Source organism: Mesorhizobium sp. WSM4976 (assembly GCF_029625685.1).
Lineage (GTDB): Bacteria > Pseudomonadota > Alphaproteobacteria > Rhizobiales > Rhizobiaceae > Mesorhizobium.
Map to the genome: position 1 here is coordinate 50,908 of NZ_JARTVT010000017.1, position 16,743 is coordinate 67,650.

General features: G+C 62.9%; 28 protein-coding genes. 2 read left to right on the forward strand and 26 right to left on the reverse strand.

Annotated elements, in window-relative coordinates:
- Positions 1 to 199 precede the first annotated feature (199 nt).
- From rplO to rpsL, 25 genes are all read right to left on the reverse strand, one after another.
- Entirely contained in the window at positions 200 to 673 is a 474-nt protein-coding gene (gene rplO / locus P9272_RS20815) for a 50S ribosomal protein L15 (RefSeq protein WP_128260680.1), read from the reverse strand.
- Positions 674 to 695: 22 nt separating this feature from the next.
- A complete protein-coding gene (gene rpmD, locus P9272_RS20820; RefSeq protein ID WP_027170355.1) occupies positions 696 to 893 on the reverse strand; it encodes a 50S ribosomal protein L30 in 198 nt (65 codons plus the stop codon).
- A gap of 25 nt (positions 894 to 918) precedes the next feature.
- Entirely contained in the window at positions 919 to 1,488 is a 570-nt protein-coding gene (rpsE, locus tag P9272_RS20825; RefSeq protein ID WP_027046810.1) for a 30S ribosomal protein S5, read from the reverse strand.
- Positions 1,489 to 1,615: 127 nt separating this feature from the next.
- On the reverse strand, positions 1,616 to 1,978 hold the full coding sequence (gene rplR, locus P9272_RS20830; RefSeq protein WP_042642205.1) for a 50S ribosomal protein L18: 363 nt from the start codon (positions 1,976 to 1,978) through the stop codon (positions 1,616 to 1,618).
- Positions 1,979 to 2,116: 138 nt separating this feature from the next.
- Positions 2,117 to 2,650: a 50S ribosomal protein L6 gene (gene rplF, locus P9272_RS20835; RefSeq protein WP_042642203.1), complete on the reverse strand. Its 534-nt coding sequence runs from the start codon at positions 2,648 to 2,650 to the stop codon at positions 2,117 to 2,119.
- A gap of 90 nt (positions 2,651 to 2,740) precedes the next feature.
- A complete protein-coding gene (rpsH, locus tag P9272_RS20840) occupies positions 2,741 to 3,139 on the reverse strand; it encodes a 30S ribosomal protein S8 (protein ID WP_066989600.1) in 399 nt (132 codons plus the stop codon).
- A 12-nt stretch (positions 3,140 to 3,151) separates the two neighbouring features.
- The gene (gene rpsN / locus P9272_RS20845) at positions 3,152 to 3,457 is read right to left on the reverse strand and encodes a 30S ribosomal protein S14 (protein WP_042642199.1); all 306 of its coding nucleotides are present in this window, start codon (positions 3,455 to 3,457) and stop codon (positions 3,152 to 3,154) included.
- Between the two features lie 26 nt (positions 3,458 to 3,483).
- Positions 3,484 to 4,062: a 50S ribosomal protein L5 gene (rplE, locus tag P9272_RS20850; RefSeq protein ID WP_042642197.1), complete on the reverse strand. Its 579-nt coding sequence runs from the start codon at positions 4,060 to 4,062 to the stop codon at positions 3,484 to 3,486.
- The gene (gene rplX / locus P9272_RS20855) at positions 4,055 to 4,369 is read right to left on the reverse strand and encodes a 50S ribosomal protein L24 (RefSeq protein WP_128260681.1); all 315 of its coding nucleotides are present in this window, start codon (positions 4,367 to 4,369) and stop codon (positions 4,055 to 4,057) included. The genes rplE and rplX overlap by 8 nt, the downstream gene beginning before the upstream one ends.
- Before the next feature lie 12 nt (positions 4,370 to 4,381).
- The gene (rplN, locus tag P9272_RS20860) at positions 4,382 to 4,750 is read right to left on the reverse strand and encodes a 50S ribosomal protein L14 (protein WP_006205457.1); all 369 of its coding nucleotides are present in this window, start codon (positions 4,748 to 4,750) and stop codon (positions 4,382 to 4,384) included.
- Between the two features lie 74 nt (positions 4,751 to 4,824).
- On the reverse strand, positions 4,825 to 5,064 hold the full coding sequence (gene rpsQ, locus P9272_RS20865) for a 30S ribosomal protein S17 (protein WP_042642192.1): 240 nt from the start codon (positions 5,062 to 5,064) through the stop codon (positions 4,825 to 4,827).
- A gap of 4 nt (positions 5,065 to 5,068) precedes the next feature.
- Positions 5,069 to 5,269: a 50S ribosomal protein L29 gene (gene rpmC / locus P9272_RS20870; RefSeq protein WP_042642190.1), complete on the reverse strand. Its 201-nt coding sequence runs from the start codon at positions 5,267 to 5,269 to the stop codon at positions 5,069 to 5,071.
- A 12-nt stretch (positions 5,270 to 5,281) separates the two neighbouring features.
- Complete coding sequence (gene rplP / locus P9272_RS20875) at positions 5,282 to 5,695, reverse strand: 50S ribosomal protein L16 (protein WP_027170364.1); 414 nt, start codon at positions 5,693 to 5,695, stop codon at positions 5,282 to 5,284.
- A gap of 27 nt (positions 5,696 to 5,722) precedes the next feature.
- Complete coding sequence (gene rpsC / locus P9272_RS20880) at positions 5,723 to 6,457, reverse strand: 30S ribosomal protein S3 (RefSeq protein WP_112129139.1); 735 nt, start codon at positions 6,455 to 6,457, stop codon at positions 5,723 to 5,725.
- Entirely contained in the window at positions 6,457 to 6,846 is a 390-nt protein-coding gene (rplV, locus tag P9272_RS20885; RefSeq protein WP_010909277.1) for a 50S ribosomal protein L22, read from the reverse strand. The genes rpsC and rplV overlap by 1 nt, the downstream gene beginning before the upstream one ends.
- A gap of 2 nt (positions 6,847 to 6,848) precedes the next feature.
- A complete protein-coding gene (gene rpsS / locus P9272_RS20890; protein WP_006205463.1) occupies positions 6,849 to 7,127 on the reverse strand; it encodes a 30S ribosomal protein S19 in 279 nt (92 codons plus the stop codon).
- A gap of 16 nt (positions 7,128 to 7,143) precedes the next feature.
- Positions 7,144 to 7,977 carry a 50S ribosomal protein L2 gene (gene rplB / locus P9272_RS20895; protein ID WP_126084116.1) on the reverse strand — a complete coding sequence of 278 codons (834 nt, stop codon included), beginning with the start codon at positions 7,975 to 7,977 and terminating at the stop codon, positions 7,144 to 7,146.
- Between the two features lie 22 nt (positions 7,978 to 7,999).
- Positions 8,000 to 8,293 carry a 50S ribosomal protein L23 gene (locus P9272_RS20900; protein WP_040983033.1) on the reverse strand — a complete coding sequence of 98 codons (294 nt, stop codon included), beginning with the start codon at positions 8,291 to 8,293 and terminating at the stop codon, positions 8,000 to 8,002.
- The gene (rplD, locus tag P9272_RS20905; RefSeq protein WP_128260682.1) at positions 8,290 to 8,910 is read right to left on the reverse strand and encodes a 50S ribosomal protein L4; all 621 of its coding nucleotides are present in this window, start codon (positions 8,908 to 8,910) and stop codon (positions 8,290 to 8,292) included. Before rplD ends, P9272_RS20900 begins: the two co-directional genes overlap by 4 nt.
- Positions 8,910 to 9,629 (reverse strand): 50S ribosomal protein L3, encoded by a 720-nt coding sequence (gene rplC / locus P9272_RS20910; protein WP_128260683.1) that lies wholly within the window; start codon positions 9,627 to 9,629, stop codon positions 8,910 to 8,912. The genes rplD and rplC overlap by 1 nt, the downstream gene beginning before the upstream one ends.
- A gap of 61 nt (positions 9,630 to 9,690) precedes the next feature.
- Positions 9,691 to 9,999, reverse strand: coding sequence for a 30S ribosomal protein S10 (gene rpsJ, locus P9272_RS20915; RefSeq protein WP_006205468.1), 309 nt, complete (start codon positions 9,997 to 9,999; stop codon positions 9,691 to 9,693).
- 68 nt (positions 10,000 to 10,067) lie between these two features.
- Entirely contained in the window at positions 10,068 to 11,243 is a 1,176-nt protein-coding gene (tuf, locus tag P9272_RS20920; protein ID WP_040983039.1) for an elongation factor Tu, read from the reverse strand.
- Positions 11,244 to 11,308: 65 nt separating this feature from the next.
- A complete protein-coding gene (gene fusA / locus P9272_RS20925) occupies positions 11,309 to 13,399 on the reverse strand; it encodes an elongation factor G (RefSeq protein WP_128261365.1) in 2,091 nt (696 codons plus the stop codon).
- A 27-nt stretch (positions 13,400 to 13,426) separates the two neighbouring features.
- Entirely contained in the window at positions 13,427 to 13,897 is a 471-nt protein-coding gene (rpsG, locus tag P9272_RS20930) for a 30S ribosomal protein S7 (protein WP_027170372.1), read from the reverse strand.
- 9 nt (positions 13,898 to 13,906) lie between these two features.
- Positions 13,907 to 14,278: a 30S ribosomal protein S12 gene (gene rpsL / locus P9272_RS20935; protein WP_006202128.1), complete on the reverse strand. Its 372-nt coding sequence runs from the start codon at positions 14,276 to 14,278 to the stop codon at positions 13,907 to 13,909.
- Positions 14,279 to 14,739: 461 nt separating this feature from the next.
- Between rpsL and P9272_RS20940 the strand changes: the two genes are divergently transcribed.
- The gene (locus tag P9272_RS20940; RefSeq protein ID WP_040983044.1) at positions 14,740 to 15,021 is read left to right on the forward strand and encodes a hypothetical protein; all 282 of its coding nucleotides are present in this window, start codon (positions 14,740 to 14,742) and stop codon (positions 15,019 to 15,021) included.
- Positions 15,022 to 15,106: 85 nt separating this feature from the next.
- Positions 15,107 to 16,036: a Gfo/Idh/MocA family oxidoreductase gene (locus tag P9272_RS20945; protein ID WP_278162000.1), complete on the forward strand. Its 930-nt coding sequence runs from the start codon at positions 15,107 to 15,109 to the stop codon at positions 16,034 to 16,036.
- A 33-nt stretch (positions 16,037 to 16,069) separates the two neighbouring features.
- On the opposite strand, the gene P9272_RS20950 is transcribed toward P9272_RS20945, so the two are convergent.
- The gene (locus P9272_RS20950; protein ID WP_278162002.1) at positions 16,070 to 16,735 is read right to left on the reverse strand and encodes an O-methyltransferase; all 666 of its coding nucleotides are present in this window, start codon (positions 16,733 to 16,735) and stop codon (positions 16,070 to 16,072) included.
- Positions 16,736 to 16,743: the final 8 nt, after the last annotated feature.

Sequence of the window (16,743 nt, forward strand, 5' to 3'; positions counted from 1 at the left end):
TTGCTATATTTATTTTTTTTCCGTGTCCCGCCCCCCCCCCACTGTTTGGGGGGGGGGGTGTCACCTATCCACACTATATACGCCCCGCACTTTCAACTTCCACGCGGCGGGGTTGCCGGGGCCGCCCATTCCATCTGATCAAAGCGCGGTGCGAGGGAAAAAGCGAAGTCATCCCGTTCAGCCGCGCTTCAAATCGCCGTTACTCGGCGGCGGCCACTTCCGGCAGCTTCACCGACCCGCCGGCCTTCTCGATCTTCTCGATCGCGGCCTTGGAGGCGCCGGCGACGTCGAAGGAGAGCTTGGCCTTGAGCTCGCCGTCGGACAGCACGCGCACGCCATCCTTGGCGCGGCGGATGACACCGGCGGCGACCAGGGCCTCGGCCGTCACAGCCGCCTTGGCATCAAGCTTCTTGGCATCAACCGCCGCCTGGATCTTGGCCAGCGAGACGACCGCGAAGCTCTTGCCGAACAGGTTGTTGAAGCCGCGCTTCGGCAGGCGCCGATAGAGCGGCATCTGGCCGCCTTCGAAGCCGTTGATGGCAACGCCTGAACGGGCCTTCTGGCCCTTGACGCCGCGACCGGCGGTCTTGCCCGAGCCGGAGCCGATGCCGCGACCGAGGCGCTTCCTGGAATGCGTGGCGCCGTCCTTGTCACGCAGATCGTTGAGTTTCATCATTCTTCTCCTGCGCTTCCGTTCAGGCCTCGTCCACGACGCGGACGAGGTGCTGGACGGCTGCGATCATGCCGCGCACGGATGGGGTGTCTTCCAGCGTGCGCCGCTTGTGCATCTTGTTCAGGCCGAGGCCGACCAGCGTCGCGCGCTGCTCCTTCGGCCGGCGGATCGGCGAACCGATCTGCTCGACGGTGATGGTCTTGGTAGCTTTCTTGGCCATGGTCGAAATCCCTGGTCAGCGTCGACTATTCTTCAGCCGCAACGGCGGTGCCGCGGCGGGCCTGAAGGGTCGAATACTTGATGCCGCGCGCGGCAGCCACATCCTTCGGATGCATCTGGCTCTTCAGCGCGTCGAAGGTGGCGCGAACCATGTTGTAGGGGTTCGACGAACCCATCGACTTGGCGACCACGTCATGCATGCCGAGCGTCTCGAAGACGGCGCGCATCGGGCCACCGGCGATGATGCCGGTACCCTGCTTGGCGGCGCGAAGGAGAACGCGTCCGGCGCCCCAGCGGCCCTCGACGTCGTGATGCAGCGTGCGGCCCGAACGCAGCGGCACGAAGATCATGTCACGCTTGGCCGATTCGGTCGCCTTGCGGATCGCTTCCGGCACTTCGCGCGCCTTGCCGTGGCCGAAGCCGACGCGGCCCTTCTGGTCGCCGACAACGACGAGAGCGGCAAAGCCGAAACGACGGCCGCCCTTCACCACCTTGGCGACGCGGTTGATGTGGACGAGCTTGTCCACCATGCCGTCGTCACGCTCTTCGCGTTCACGCTCGCGGCCGCGGCCGCCTTCTCTACGTTCCTGTGCCATATCCTAGTCCTTGTTCTTTTCCGGAAGCACGGGTTGCTGTTTGCCGATGCCGCTTTGCGCCATCAGCGGCGAACTTTTCCTTTGCATGAGCTTGTCCGAAAAGTCTGCAACTTTTCGGGATCATGCATTAGAAGCTCAACCCGCCTTCGCGGGCAGCTTCGGCCAGCGCCTTGACGCGGCCATGATAGATGTACGGGCCGCGATCGAAGACAACTTCCTTGACACCGGCCTTCGAAGCGCGCTCGGCGATCAGCTTGCCGACCGCAGCCGCGGCGGCGGTGTCGGCGCCGGTCTTGAGCGAACCCTTGAGGTCCTTCTCGAGCGTCGAGGCGGCAGCCAGCGTGTGGCCGTTGGCATCATCGATGACCTGGACGTAGATGTTCTTCGAGGTGCGGTGCACCGAAAGCCGCGGACGCGCGCCGGCGACCTTCTTCAACTGGCGGCGGACGCGCTGCGCGCGGCGCTGGATGGTTTCCTTGGGGCTTGCCATGATGTCAGTTCCTTGCCTTCAGAAAACGGGGGCAACCCTGTGCGGTAGGCCAAGCCTCCCGCGGCCGCTCCCCGCGGCGTTACACTTCTCAAGCCTGGCCCCTTCCGAAAAGTCCGCGACTTTCCGGGGCCAAGCCTATTACTTCTTCTTGCCTTCCTTGCGCACGATGCGCTCGTCGGCATAGCGCACGCCCTTGCCCTTGTACGGCTCCGGACCGCGATATTCGCGGATCTCAGCGGCGACCTGGCCGACCTGCTGCTTGTCGATGCCCGAGACCGTGATCTCGGTCGGCTTCGGCACAGTGATGGTGATGCCCTGAGGCGTCTCATAGACGACGTCGTGGCTGAAGCCCAGCGCAAGCTGCAGATTCTTGCCCTGCAACGCCGCGCGATAGCCGACGCCGGTGATCTCGAGCTTCTTCTCGAAGCCGTCCTTCACGCCCTGCAGGATGTTGACGATCTGCGTGCGCGACATACCCCACTTGGAGCGGGCGGTCTTGGTCTGGTCGCGCGGCTCGACGGAGATCTCGTTGTTCTCCATCTTGACCAGCACTTCGTCGTTCACAACGAACTTCAGTTCGCCTTTCGGGCCCTTCGCCGTCACGGTCTGGCCGTTGACAGAGGCGGTCACGCCCTGCGGCAGCGAAACGGGTTTCTTTCCGATACGAGACATTTTGTTGTCCTCGTCACTTCTTTGGTTTCAGGTTCCAATTCCCGGGCGCGATCCCGAGAACCGAAGCCCATTCATCAATCTCTCAGCCGATCAGAAGATCTGGCAGAGGATCTCGCCGCCGACATTCTGCTCACGCGCTTCATGGTCGGCCATGACGCCCTTCGGCGTCGAAAGGATGGCGATGCCGAGGCCGTTTGCGACATGCGGGATCGACTTGGCCGAGACATAGACTCGGCGGCCGGGCTTCGAGACACGCTCGATTTCGCGCACGACCGGAGCGCCGTCGAAATACTTCAGCTCGATCTCGATTTCCGACTTGCCGTTTTCGAAGTCGGTCTGGCTGTAGTCGCGGATATAGCCCTCCGACTTCAGCACTTCCAGGACGCGGGCGCGCAGACGCGAGGCCGGGGTCGAGACGCTCGACTTCTTGCGGCCATAAGCGTTGCGGATGCGGGTCAGCATATCGCCGAGAGGATCGCTCAATGACATCTCAGTGTCTCCTTACCAGCTCGACTTGACCAAGCCCGGGATCTGGCCGGTATTGCCCAGATCGCGAAGCGCGATACGCGAAAGCTTCAGCTTGCGATAGTAGGCACGCGGACGGCCCGTGACTTCGCAACGGTTGCGGATGCGGATCTTGGCCGAGTTGCGCGGCAGCGCCGACAGCTTCAGCTGGGCGCGGAAACGCTCTTCCATCGGCTTGGACTGATCCATGATGATGGCCTTGAGCGCCGTGCGCTTGGCGGCGTACTGGTCGGCGAGCTTGCGGCGCCTGTTGTTCTTCTCGACTGAGCTGGTCTTTGCCATTTCAGATTTTTCCTTTTTCGCTGCCGTTACTGGCGGAAGGGGAAGTTGAAGGCCTTGAGCAGAGCCCTGGCCTCGTCATCCGTCTTCGCCGTCGTACAAACGATGACGTCCATGCCCCAGACCTGATCGACCTTGTCGTAGTTGATCTCCGGGAACACGATGTGCTCCTTGATGCCCATGGCGTAGTTGCCGCGGCCGTCAAAGCTCTTCGGGTTCAGTCCGCGGAAGTCGCGAACGCGCGGCAGCGCGATGTTCACGAGGCGGTCGAGGAACTCGTACATGCGTTCCTTGCGCAGCGTGACCTTGGCGCCGATCGGCATGTTCTCGCGCACCTTGAAGCCGGCAATCGAGTTGCGGGCGCGGGTGACGACGGCCTTCTGGCCGGCGATCAGCGCGAGATCCTCGGCCGCGACCGAGGGCTTCTTGGAATCGGCGGTTGCTTCGCCGACACCCATGTTCAGCACGATCTTGTCGATGCGCGGAACCTGCATCTCGTTGTCGTAGCCGAACTGCTCCTGCAGCGCCTTGCGGATGGTCTCTTGATAGACCTTCTTGAGGCGCGGCTCGTTCTTGGCAGCCGCCTGCTTGGTTTCAGCCTTAGCCATTGATGACTTCTCCCGAACGCTTGGCGACGCGCACCTTCTTGCCGTCCTTCTGGACGGTGAAGCCGACGCGGGTCGGCTTGCCGTCCTTGGGGTCGGCCAGCGCGATGTTCGACAGGTGGATCGGCGCTTCCTTGGTGATGATCCCGCCCTCTTGGGACTGGGTCTGCTTCTGGTGACGGCGAATGAGGTTCACGCCGCGGACGACAGCGGTGTCTTCTTTCGGCTGCACCGACAGGACTTCGCCCGAACGGCCCTTGTCCTTGCCGGCAAGCACGACGACCTTGTCGCCTTTTCTGATCTTTTGCATTGGTCCGGCTCCTTACAGCACTTCAGGCGCGAGCGAGATGATCTTCATGTGGTTCTTGGCGCGCAGCTCGCGCGGAACCGGTCCGAAGATACGGGTGCCGATCGGCTCTTTCTTATTGTCGACGAGAACGGCCGCGTTCTTGTCGAAACGGATCACGCTGCCGTCCGGACGGCGGATGTCCTTGGCCGTGCGAACCACGACCGCCTTCATCACATCGCCCTTCTTAACGCGGCCGCGCGGAATGGCTTCCTTGATCGACACCACGATGATGTCGCCGACGGAGGCGTACTTCCGCTTCGAACCGCCCAGCACCTTGATGCACATGACACGACGGGCGCCGGAATTGTCCGCGACGTCGAGGTTTGTTTGCATCTGAATCATGACTGGCCGCCTTCTTCTTTTCTAACGGGACAGGCGCGCGACGCCCCTCCCCGGTCTGTCCAAAATTCGTTTGTTTACGCCTGGTCCGAGGTAACCACGACCCAGCGCTTGTCCTTCGAAATCGGCTTCGATTCCTGGATGAACACCTGGTCGCCGACCTTGTGGGCGTTGTTCTCGTCGTGCGCCTTGTACTTCTTGGTCATGCGCACGGTCTTCTTCATCACCGGATGCGTGAAGCGACGCTCGACCTTGACGACAACCGTCTTCTCGTTCTTGTCGCTGACGACGGTGCCCTGCAGGATACGCTTCGGCATGGTCTTAACCCTTCTTGGCCGCGGCTTTTTCCGCGGCGATGGTCTTGATGCGCGCGATGTCCTTGCGGACCTGCTTCACGCGTGCGGTCTTCTCGAGCTGGCCGGTGGCCTTCTGGAAGCGCAGGTTGAACTGCTCCTTCTTCAGCGCGGCCAGATCGTCGGTCAGCTGATCCTGGGTCTTGGTCCGGATGTCTTCGGCTTTCATGATCGCCTGTCCTTATTCTGCGATGCGCTGCACGAAGCGCGTCTTGACCGAGAGCTTGGCGGCGCCGAGACGCAGCGCCTCACGCGCGGTCTCCTCGCTGACGCCGTCGATCTCGAACATGATACGACCGGGCTTCACGCGCGCCGCCCAATAGTCGACGGCGCCCTTGCCCTTACCCATGCGGACTTCGGTCGGCTTCGAGGTGACCGGCAGGTCCGGGAATACCCGGATCCAGACGCGGCCGGCGCGCTTCATCTCGCGGGTGATCGCGCGGCGGGCCGCCTCGATCTCGCGCGCGGTGACGCGGTTCGGCTCAAGCGCCTTCAGCCCGAAACCGCCGAAATCCAGATTGGTGCCGCCCTTGGCGGTACCGTGGATACGGCCCTTGAACTGCTTGCGGAACTTTGTGCGCTTTGGCTGCAGCATCGTTCTAACTCCAAATTCTCAAATGTCTCAGGCGTTCTCGCGACGACGTCCGCGTTCGCGCTCGCCGCCAGCACCGCCGCCGCCATGCGCGGCATCGCCTTCGGTTGCACGGCGCTCGGAAGCCATCGGGTCGTGCTCGAGGATCTCGCCCTTGAACACCCACACCTTGACGCCGCAGATGCCATAAGCCGTGTTCGCCTCGGCCGTGCCGTAGTCGACATCGGCGCGCAGGGTGTGCAGCGGCACGCGGCCTTCGCGGTACCACTCCATGCGCGCGATTTCGGCGCCGCCGAGACGGCCGGAGCAGTTGATGCGGATGCCTTCGGCACCGAGACGCATGGCCGACTGAACGGCGCGCTTCATGGCGCGGCGGAACGCGATGCGGCGCTCGAGCTGCTGAGCGATCGACTGGGCGATCAACGTGGCGTCGATTTCGGGCTTGCGCACTTCAACGATATTGAGGTGCGTTTCGGACTTCGTCATCTCGGTCAGCTTCTTGCGAAGCTTCTCGATGTCGGCGCCCTTCTTGCCGATGATCAGGCCTGGACGCGCCGCGTGGATGGTGACGCGGCACTTCTTGTGCGGGCGCTCGATCACGACCTTGGAGATCGCGGCCTGCTTGAGTTCCTTCTCGAGATACTTGCGGATCTTGAGGTCCTCATGCAGCAGCTGGCCGTACTCGCCGGTGTTCGCGAACCAGCGCGAATCCCAGGTGCGGTTGATGCCGAGACGCAGCCCGATCGGATTGACTTTCTGGCCCATTATGCGGCCTCCCCTTTTTCCTCGACTTCACGAACGACGATCGTGAGGTGCGAGAACGGCTTCTCGATACGGCTGGCGCGACCGCGGCCACGAGCGTGGAAACGCTTCATGACGATCGACTTGCCGACATAGGCTTCCGCCACCACCAGCGCATCGACGTCGAGGTCGTGATTGTTTTCCGCGTTGGCGATCGCCGATTCCAGCGTCTTCTTGACCGTGCCGGAAATCCGCTTGGCCGAGAATTCGAGGTCGGAAAGTGCTGTCGCGACCTTCTTGCCGCGGATCAGCGCGGCAACCAGGTTCAGCTTCTGCGGGCTGATACGGATCGTGCGCAGAACGGCGCGAGCCTCGTTATCAGCAAGCCTGCGCGGAGCTTTGGCCTTGCCCATGATTATTTCCTCTTCGCCTTCTTATCCGCGCCATGACCGTAATAGGTCCGGGTCGGAGCGAATTCACCGAACTTGTGGCCGACCATGTCCTCGTTAACCGAGACCGGGACGTGCTTCTGGCCGTTGTAAACACCGAAGGTGAAGCCGACGAACTGCGGCAGGATGGTGGAGCGACGGCTCCACATCTTGATCACCTCATTGCGACCGCCTTCACGAACCTTATCCACCTTCTTGAGAAGGTAGCCGTCGATGAAGGGGCCTTTCCAAATCGAACGAGTCACTTGGCGTTACCTCTTTTTAGCTCTTGCGCTGATGACGCGAGCGCAGGATGAACTTGTCGGTCGCCTTGTTGGACCGCGTCTTCTTGCCCTTGGTCGGCTTGCCCCAGGGCGAAACCGGATGACGGCCACCCGAGGTGCGGCCTTCGCCGCCGCCATGCGGATGGTCGACCGGGTTCATGGCCACGCCGCGATTGTGCGGACGCTTGCCGCGCCATACGGTGCGACCGGCCTTGCCGTCATTGATGTTGCCGTGGTCGGGGTTCGACACGGCACCCACGGTGGCCATGCAGGAACCGTGCACGACGCGCTGCTCGCCCGAGTTGAGGCGCAGGATCGCCATGCCCTGGTCGCGGCCGACAAGCTGGGCGTAACCGCCAGCCGAACGGGCGACCTGGCCGCCCTTGCCTGGCTTCAGCTCGATGTTGTGGACGATCGTGCCGACCGGCATGGAGGCCAGCGGCATCGCATTGCCCGGCTTCACGTCGACCGCTTCGCCGGCCACGATCTTGTCGCCGGCAGCAAGGCGCTGCGGGGCCAGGATGTAGGACAGCTCGCCATCGTCATACTTGATCAGCGCGATGAAGGCGGTGCGGTTCGGATCGTATTCGATACGCTCGACCGTGCCGACGACGTCATACTTCTTACGCTTGAAGTCGATGATGCGGTACGAACGCTTGTGACCGCCGCCGATGAAGCGAGCCGTGATGCGGCCGTAATTGTTGCGGCCGCCCGACTTGGTCAGGCCTTCGGTCAGGCCCTTGACGGGCTTGCCCTTGTAGAGGCCCGAGCGGTCGACGATGACCAGCTGGCGGGTGCTCGGCGTTACCGGGTTGAATTTCTTGAGTGCCATTGTCCTGTCCTCGCGGCCTTGCTCAGAGACCCGTCGCGACGTCGATCGACTGGCCGTCGGCCAGCGTCACAACCGCCTTCTTGACGTCGCCCTGGCGGCCAACCGTGCCGCGGAAGCGCTTGATCTTGCCCTTGCGGACGAGTGTGTTCACAGCCGTCACCTTGACGCCGAAGAGAGCTTCCACGGCAGCCTTGATTTCCGGCTTCGACGCCTTCTTGGCGACGTTGAAGACGACCTGGTTCTGCTCGGAAGCCATGGTCGACTTTTCGGTGATCGCCGGCGAGACGATCACGTCGTAGTGACGGAGGTCGGTCATTTAAAGCGCTCCTCGAGAGCCTCGACGGCGGCCTTCGAAAGGACCAGCGTGCCGCGGCGCAGAATGTCGTAGACGTTGATGCCCTGGATGGGCAGCACGTCGATGTTCGGAATGTTCGTCGCGGCCAGCTTGAAGTTCTGGTCAAGCTCGGCGCCGCCAATCACGAGGGCGTTGGTCAGCCCCAGCGTCTCGAGGTTCGCCGCCAGCGCTTTGGTCTTGGCTTCGGCAAGCTTCAGCTCGTCGACGATGATGAGCGAAGCGCTCTTGGCCTTGGCCGAGAGGGCGTGCTTGAGGCCAAGCGCGCGCACCTTCTTTGGCAGCTCATGCTCGTGGCTGCGTACGACTGGGCCGTGCGCCTTGCCGCCGCCGCGGAACTGCGGCGCGCGAGCCGAGTGGTGACGGGCGCGGCCCGTACCCTTCTGCTTGTACATCTTGGCGCCGGTGCGCGCGATCTCGGCGCGCCCCTTGGCCTTGTGCGTGCCCTGCTGCTTCTTGGCGAGCTGCCAGCGCACGACGCGCTGCAGGATGTCCTCGCGCGGGTCGAGGCCGAAAATCTCTTCGGAGAGCTTCAGCTCGCCGGCGTCCTTGCCGCCCAGCGTTTTAATCTTGAGGTCCATTATTCCGCTCCCTCAGTGGCCGGGGCTTCGTTCTTGGCGGCAGCAGCGGCACGGATCGCGGCGGGCTTCGGCGCGTTGGCCGGCAGCGCAACCTTGGCAGCGTCGCGAACCAGGATCCAGGCGCCCTTGACGCCGGGAACCGCGCCGCGGATCAGGATCAGGCCGCGATCCACGTCCGTCGAGACGACCTCGACATTCTGCGTGGTCACGCGGGCGTCACCCATGTGGCCGGCCATCTTCTTGCCTTTGAACACCTTGCCGGGGTCCTGGCGCTGACCGGTCGAGCCGTGCGTGCGATGCGAGACCGAGTTACCGTGGGTCGCGCGGCCACCGCCCATGTTGTGCCGCTTGATCACGCCCTGGAAACCCTTACCGGTCGAGGTGCCGGTGACGTCGACCTTCTGACCGGCGACGAAATGTTCGACGGTCAGCTCGGCGCCGACATCGATCATGTTGTCGGCGGAGACGCGGAACTCCGCGAGCTTGGCCTTCGGCTCGACGGAGGCGGCGGCGAAATGGCCGCGCAGCGCCTTCGACGTGTTCTTCACCTTGGCGAGGCCAACGCCGAGCTGGACGGCGGTGTAGCCGTTCTTCTCCTGCGTGCGCTGAGCCACGACCTGGCAGTTCTCCATCTGGAGAACAGTGACGGGAACGTGTTCGCCGGCATCGTTATAGATGCGGGTCATTCCCACCTTCTTTGCAATCACACCTGAACGCATCGGTTCAATTCCTTTAGAGTTCCGGGCCAGGGGCAGTGCCCCTTGCCGCGCTCTCGTTCCCTTAGAGCTTGATCTCGACGTCGACACCGGCGGCCAGATCGAGCTTCATCAAAGCATCGACCGTCTGCGGGGTCGGATCGACGATGTCGAGCAGCCGCTTGTGCGTGCGCATCTCGAACTGCTCGCGGCTCTTCTTGTCGACGTGGGGCGACCGGTTGACCGTGAATTTTTCGATCCGCGTCGGCAGCGGGATGGGGCCGCGGACGTTGGCGCCGGTGCGCTTGGCGGTCGACACGATTTCTCGGGTCGAGGCGTCGAGCACCCGGTGGTCAAACGCCTTAAGGCGGATGCGGATATTCTGTCCGTTCATGCGTCAATTCCTTGTTCTGGCGCGGCGCGGGCAGCTCCCGCGCCCGCGACAGATCCGTTTCAGTCCAATTATTCCTTGATGGTGACGACGATGCCTGCACCGACGGTGCGGCCGCCTTCACGGATGGCGAAGCGCAGCTTCTCTTCCATCGCGATCGGCACGATCAGCTCGACGTCGACGGTGATGTTGTCGCCGGGCATCACCATCTCGGTGCCGGCCGGCAGCGTCACGATGCCCGTAACGTCCGTCGTGCGGAAGTAGAACTGCGGACGGTAGTTGGTGAAGAACGGCGTGTGACGGCCACCCTCGTCCTTGGTCAGGATGTAGGCTTCGGCCACGAACTTCTTGTGCGGCTTCACCGAGCCGGGCTTGGCCAGAACCTGACCGCGCTCCACGCCTTCGCGGTCGATGCCGCGCAGCAGCGCGCCGATGTTGTCGCCGGCCTGGCCCTGGTCGAGCAGCTTGCGGAACATCTCTACGCCCGTGCAGGTCGTCTTGGCGGTCGGACGGATGCCGACGATCTCCAGCTCCTCGCCAACCTTGACCACGCCGCGCTCGACGCGGCCGGTCACGACCGTGCCGCGGCCCGAGATCGAGAACACGTCCTCGATCGGCATCAGGAACGGCTTGTCCAGCGGACGAACAGGCGTCGGGATGTAGGCGTCGACCTGAGCCATCAGCTCGCGGATGGCGTCCTCGCCGATGGTCTTGTTGGAATCCTCAAGCGCAGCCAGAGCCGAGCCCTTGACGATCGGAATGTCGTCGCCGGGGAACTCGTTCTTCGACAGAAGCTCGCGAACCTCAAGCTCGACCAGCTCGAGCAGCTCGGCGTCGTCGACCTGGTCGACCTTGTTCAGGAACACCACGATCGAAGGCACGCCAACCTGGCGGGCCAAGAGGATGTGCTCGCGGGTCTGCGGCATCGGGCCGTCGGCGGCCGAAACGACCAGGATCGCGCCGTCCATCTGCGCGGCACCCGTGATCATGTTCTTCACATAGTCGGCGTGGCCGGGGCAGTCGACATGGGCATAGTGACGGTTGGCCGTCTCATACTCGACGTGAGCCGTCGAAATCGTGATGCCGCGCGCCTTCTCTTCCGGCGCCGCGTCGATCTGGTCATAGCGCTTGTATTCGCCAAAATACTTCGTGATCGCCGCCGTCAGCGACGTCTTGCCATGATCGACGTGGCCGATCGTGCCAATGTTCACATGCGGCTTGGTGCGCTCGAATTTACCTTTTGCCATGTGATCTCTCCATTCCTGCCTGCCCGTGCGGGCCTTGAATTAAGGTCTCGTGCAACCCGCTCGAGTTACGCGTATTTCTTCTGAACTTCCTGGGCGACCGCGGTCGGAACCGGCTCGTAGTGGTCGAACTGCATCGTGTACTGGGCGCGGCCCTGCGACATCGAACGCAGATTGTCGACGTACTTGAACATGTTCGCCAGCGGCACCATCGCGTTGATGACGACGGCAACGCCGCGCGCTTCCTGACCCTGTATCTGGCCACGACGGCCATTGAGGTCGCCGATGACGCCGCCAACATAATCTTCCGGCGTCACGACCTCGACTTTCATGATCGGCTCCAGCAGCTGCACGCCGAGGCGCGGAGCCGCTTCCTTGAAGCAGGCGCGGGAAGCGATTTCGAAGGCCAGCACCGAGGAGTCGACGTCGTGGAAGGCGCCGTCGACCAGCGTGGCCTTGACGCCGATCATCGGGAAGCCAGCGAACGGGCCGGAACCCATGACGCTGTTGATGCCCTTCTCGACGCCCGGGATGTATTCCTTCGGAACCGCACCGCCGACGATCTTGGACTCGAACACGAACTCTTCGCTCTCGGTGTTCGGCTCGAAGATGATCTTGACGCGAGCGAACTGGCCGGTACCGCCGGTCTGCTTCTTGTGCGTGTAATCCTGTTCGTGCGTGCGGGTGATCGTTTCGCGATAAGCCACCTGCGGCGCGCCGACATTGGCTTCCACCTTGAACTCACGGCGCATGCGGTCGACGATGATGTCGAGATGCAGCTCGCCCATGCCTGCGATGATGGTCTGGCCCGATTCCTCGTCGGTCTTGACGCGGAAGGACGGATCCTCAGCCGCCAGGCGATGCAGGGCGAGGCCCATCTTTTCCTGGTCGTTCTTGGTTTTCGGCTCGATGGCGATCTGGATGACCGGATCGGGGAATTCCATACGCTCGAGGATGACCGGGTGCAGCGGGTCGCAGAGCGTGTCGCCGGTGGTCGTGTCCTTGAGGCCAGCCAGAGCGACGATGTCGCCGGCATAGGCTTCCTCGATGTCGGCGCGCGAGTTCGCATGCATCTGCAGCATGCGGCCGATGCGCTCCTTCTTGCCCTTGACCGTGTTGTCGAGCGATGTGCCCTTGGTGAGCTTGCCCGAATAGATGCGGGCGAAGGTCAGCGAACCGACGAACGGGTCGTTCATGATCTTGAACGCCAGCATCGACAGCGGCTCGTTGTCGTCGGCATGACGCTCGATCTCGGCGTCGGTCTTGGCGTCGACGCCCTTGATGGCCGGCACGTCGATCGGCGACGGCAGGTATTCGACGACGGCGTCGAGCAGCGGCTGCACGCCCTTGTTCTTGAAGGCCGAACCGCAGAACATCGGGAAGAACTTGACCGCGATGGTGCCCTTGCGGATCAGCGCGCGGATCTCGTCATTCGACGGCATGTTGCCTTCGAGGTAGTTCTCGAGCGCGGTCTCGTCCATCTCGACCGCGGCTTCGATCATCTTCTCGCGGTACTGAGCGGCCTTCTCCTTGAGGTCGGCCGGGATCTCGACGACGTCCCAGGCAGCACCCAGGGTCTCGTCGCGCCAGACGAGCGCGTTCATCTCGACGAGGTCGACGACGCCCTTGAACTCGGTCTCGGCGCCGATCGGCAACTGCATGACGACGGCCTGAGCGCCGAGGCGCGAACCGATCATTTCCACCGAGCGGTAGAAGTCGGCGCCGATCTTGTCCATCTTGTTGCAGAAGATCATGCGCGGCACGTGGTATTTGTCGGCCTGGCGCCACACGGTCTCGGTCTGCGGCTCCACGCCGGCGTTGGCGTCGAGCAGCGCGATGGCGCCGTCGAGCACGCGCAGCGAACGCTCGACTTCGATGGTGAAGTCGACGTGTCCGGGAGTGTCGATAATGTTGAAGCGGCGCATCTTGCCGTCACGACCCTTCCAGAAGGTCGTGGTCGCGGCAGACGTGATGGTGATGCCGCGTTCCTGCTCCTGCTCCATCCAGTCCATGGTGGCAGCGCCGTCATGGACTTCGCCGATCTTGTGCGACTTGCCCGTGTAGTACAGGACGCGCTCGGTCGTCGTCGTCTTGCCGGCGTCGATATGCGCCATGATACCGAAATTGCGGTAGTCTTCGATCTTGTATTCGCGGGCCATGGGAGGTGCCTCTCAGTCTCTTTCGCGTTACCAGCGGTAATGCGCGAAGGCGCGGTTGGCTTCCGCCATCTTGTGGGTGTCTTCACGCTTCTTGACGGCCGTGCCGCGGTTATTGGCCGCGTCCATCAGCTCGCCCGAGAGGCGGTCGACCATGGTGGTCTCGTTGCGGTTGCGAGCCGCGGCGATCAGCCAGCGGATGGCCAGCGCCTGACGGCGCTCGGGGCGCACATCGACCGGAACCTGGTAGGTGGCGCCGCCGACGCGACGCGAGCGCACTTCCACATGCGGCGCGACATTGTCGAGCGCCTGATGGAATACGGTGACCGGCTCCTGCTTGGTCTTGGCCTGGACCTGGTCCAGCGCGCCATAGACGATGGTCTCGGCAACCGACTTCTTGCCGTCATACATGACGGCGTTCATGAACTTGGTGACGATCAGATCGCCGAACTTGGGATCCGGATTGATCTCACGCTTTTCTGCACTGTGACGACGGGACATGGGAAACCCTTACTTCGGACGCTTGGCGCCGTATTTCGAACGACGCTGCTTGCGGTTCTTCACACCCTGCGTGTCGAGCACGCCGCGGATGATGTGGTAGCGGACGCCCGGCAAATCCTTGACGCGACCGCCGCGGATCATGACCACCGAGTGTTCCTGAAGGTTGTGGCCTTCGCCGGGGATGTAGCCGATCACTTCAAAACCATTGGTCAGGCGAATCTTGGCCACCTTGCGCAGCGCCGAGTTCGGCTTCTTCGGCGTCGTGGTGTAGACGCGCGTGCAGACGCCCCGCTTCTGCGGGTTCTGCTGCATGGCCGGGACCTTGTTTCGCTTCACCGGCGCCAGGCGCGGCTTGCGGATCAGCTGGTTGACGGTAGGCATTAAACCCTCTTGTCTCTCAATTCCGTGTCTGCCCTGTCAGGGCCGCTCAAAGCGTCATTTCCATACGCGAATTCGGGCAACACACCGCGTCTCGCGGTCCTGCCCGAACAAATTGCAGAGGAAGCGGATGCCGCTTCATGCGCGCCGGAAATGTCTTTTCGCTCGTAAAACGAACCCTGTTTGAGACAAACTCCAAAGCGTGTCGCCTCGGAAAGGCTGGTCTCACATCGGTTCTGACGTCGCGGCTTCTACTCGTAAGGCCATTGCCCGTCAACCCCGCAACGGCAAATATTGCGGTCAATTCGAGGCTAATGAGCCATGCGCAAAACGCATGTAATTTTATTGCGCCTTTTTTCAAGAGCGAGGAAGAAAGTGACCGGCTTGCGGCTGTCTTCCGCACCGGCTTCGTGCCAAAAGGCGGCTTGAGCCGGACTTTCTGCCGGAAAACGAGGAATCAGCCCGTGAACGACAACGAAGAACGGCCGGTCACCATCATCACCGGACGAGTCTGGCGCAAGAAGGGCGGCAAGCCGGAGGGCGTGCATGTAATGCTCGTTGCGCCCGACGATGATTCTGCCGTGCGCCGCGCGCTCGAATCGCTCGCCGCGGAAGGATTCGCGGAGGCCGAGCTCGACCAGATCGGCGACATGGAAGGCGAGCCGGACGAGGAACCGCATCTGTCAGCCTATCAGGGCGCGCTGGAAGGCGAGGTCTCCATCGTCACTTTCGACGAGCCGTTCTGATCTCGCTGCCGGGCGCAACATCCCTTCCCGCTCTGCCCCCCACGCTTCTCTACTAGACGGCCATTCTTTCCTTCCGGAGTTCCCCATGACCAGCAATCCCATCAAGCTCGGCATCGTCGGCGTGGGAAAGATCGTGCGCGACCAGCATCTGCCGGCGGTCGCCAAAGACGGCGACTATCAGCTCGCCGCCGCGGCCAGCCGCCACGGCAAGGTCGACGGCATCACGAACTATCCGACGATCGAGGCGATGCTTGCGGCTGAACCAGGTCTTGAGGCGGTCTCGCTCTGCATGCCGCCGCAGTTCCGGTACGACGCTGCGCGCACCGCGCTGGAGGCGAAAAAACATGTGTTCCTCGAAAAGCCGCCGGGCGCGACGGTGAGCGAGGTCGAGCATCTCAAGGCGCTGGCCGAAAAGAACGGCGTCTCGCTCTTTGCCAGCTGGCATTCGCGTTATGCGCCGGCGGTAGAGGCTGCGCGCTCCTTCCTCGGTTCGGCCAAGCTGGCTTCGGCCGCCATCAACTGGAAGGAGGATGTGCGCCGCTGGCACCCGAACCAGGAATGGATCTGGGAGCCCGGCGGCTTCGGCGTCTTCGATCCGGGCATCAACGCGCTGTCGATCGCCACCCACATCCTGCCGCCGATGTTCATCACCTCCGCCGTGCTCGACTTTCCGGAGAACCGCGCGGCTCCGGTCGCGGCGCATGTCGCCTTCCGCACCTCGAACGGCCTGCCGGTGACGATGGAACTCGACTGGCTGCAGACCGGCCCGCAAAGCTGGGATATCCTGGCCGAGACCGACAAGGGCAAAATGGTGTTGTCGGGCGGCGGCGCGAAGCTCATCGTCGACGGCAAAGTCATCCACGACGAGCCGGAGGCAGAATATCCGATGCTTTACAAGCGTTTCGCCGAGATCATTCGCGGGGGAGTTTCGGATGTCGATCTCGCGCCGCTGCAGCACGTCGCCGATGCCTTCATGCTCGGCAAGCGTAATGTGGTCGAGGCGTTCTTCGACTGAGTCAGCGGCAATGCGCCGAGGCGAACGAGGGCCTTATTCTACGATCGCGATGGCAAAGCCGTCATAGCCCTTGGCGCCGACGGTCTGGACGGCGGTGCCGTCCAGCCGCTTCTCGCCGCCGATGAACGAGAACGCGGCGCGGGCGCCTTCGACATTGACGTCGCCGCTGTTCTTCTTCACGACCGCGCCGTCGCGGATGACGTTGTCGCAGACGATGACCGTGCCCGAACGTGACAGCTTCATCGCCCAGTCTAGATAATTCGGGTTGTTGGGCTTGTCGGCGTCAATGAAGATCAGGTCGAACGTGCGGGCATTTTCATCAACCAGCGCGGCGAGCGACTGGAGCGCGGGACCGACCAGCAGGTCGACCTTGTCGGAAACCCCAGCCCGCTCGAAATTCGAGCGCGCAACCTTGGCATGGTGCGGATCGAGTTCCAGCGTCACCACCTTGCCGTCCGCCGGCAGTCCCCTCGCCATCCAGATGGTCGAGTAGCCGCCGAGTGTGCCGACCTCCAGCACGGTCTTCGCGCCGCGGATGCGCACCAGCAGCGACAGAAACTTGCCCTGGGCAGCCGAGACGTCGATCGCCGGCAGCCCCTGGTCGCGGTTGGCCGTAAGCACCGCGTCCAGCACGGGGTCCGCTTCGAAAAGCGACGAAACGATGTAGTCGTCGACTGCGACCCAGGTCTTGCTACTCATAGCTCTTC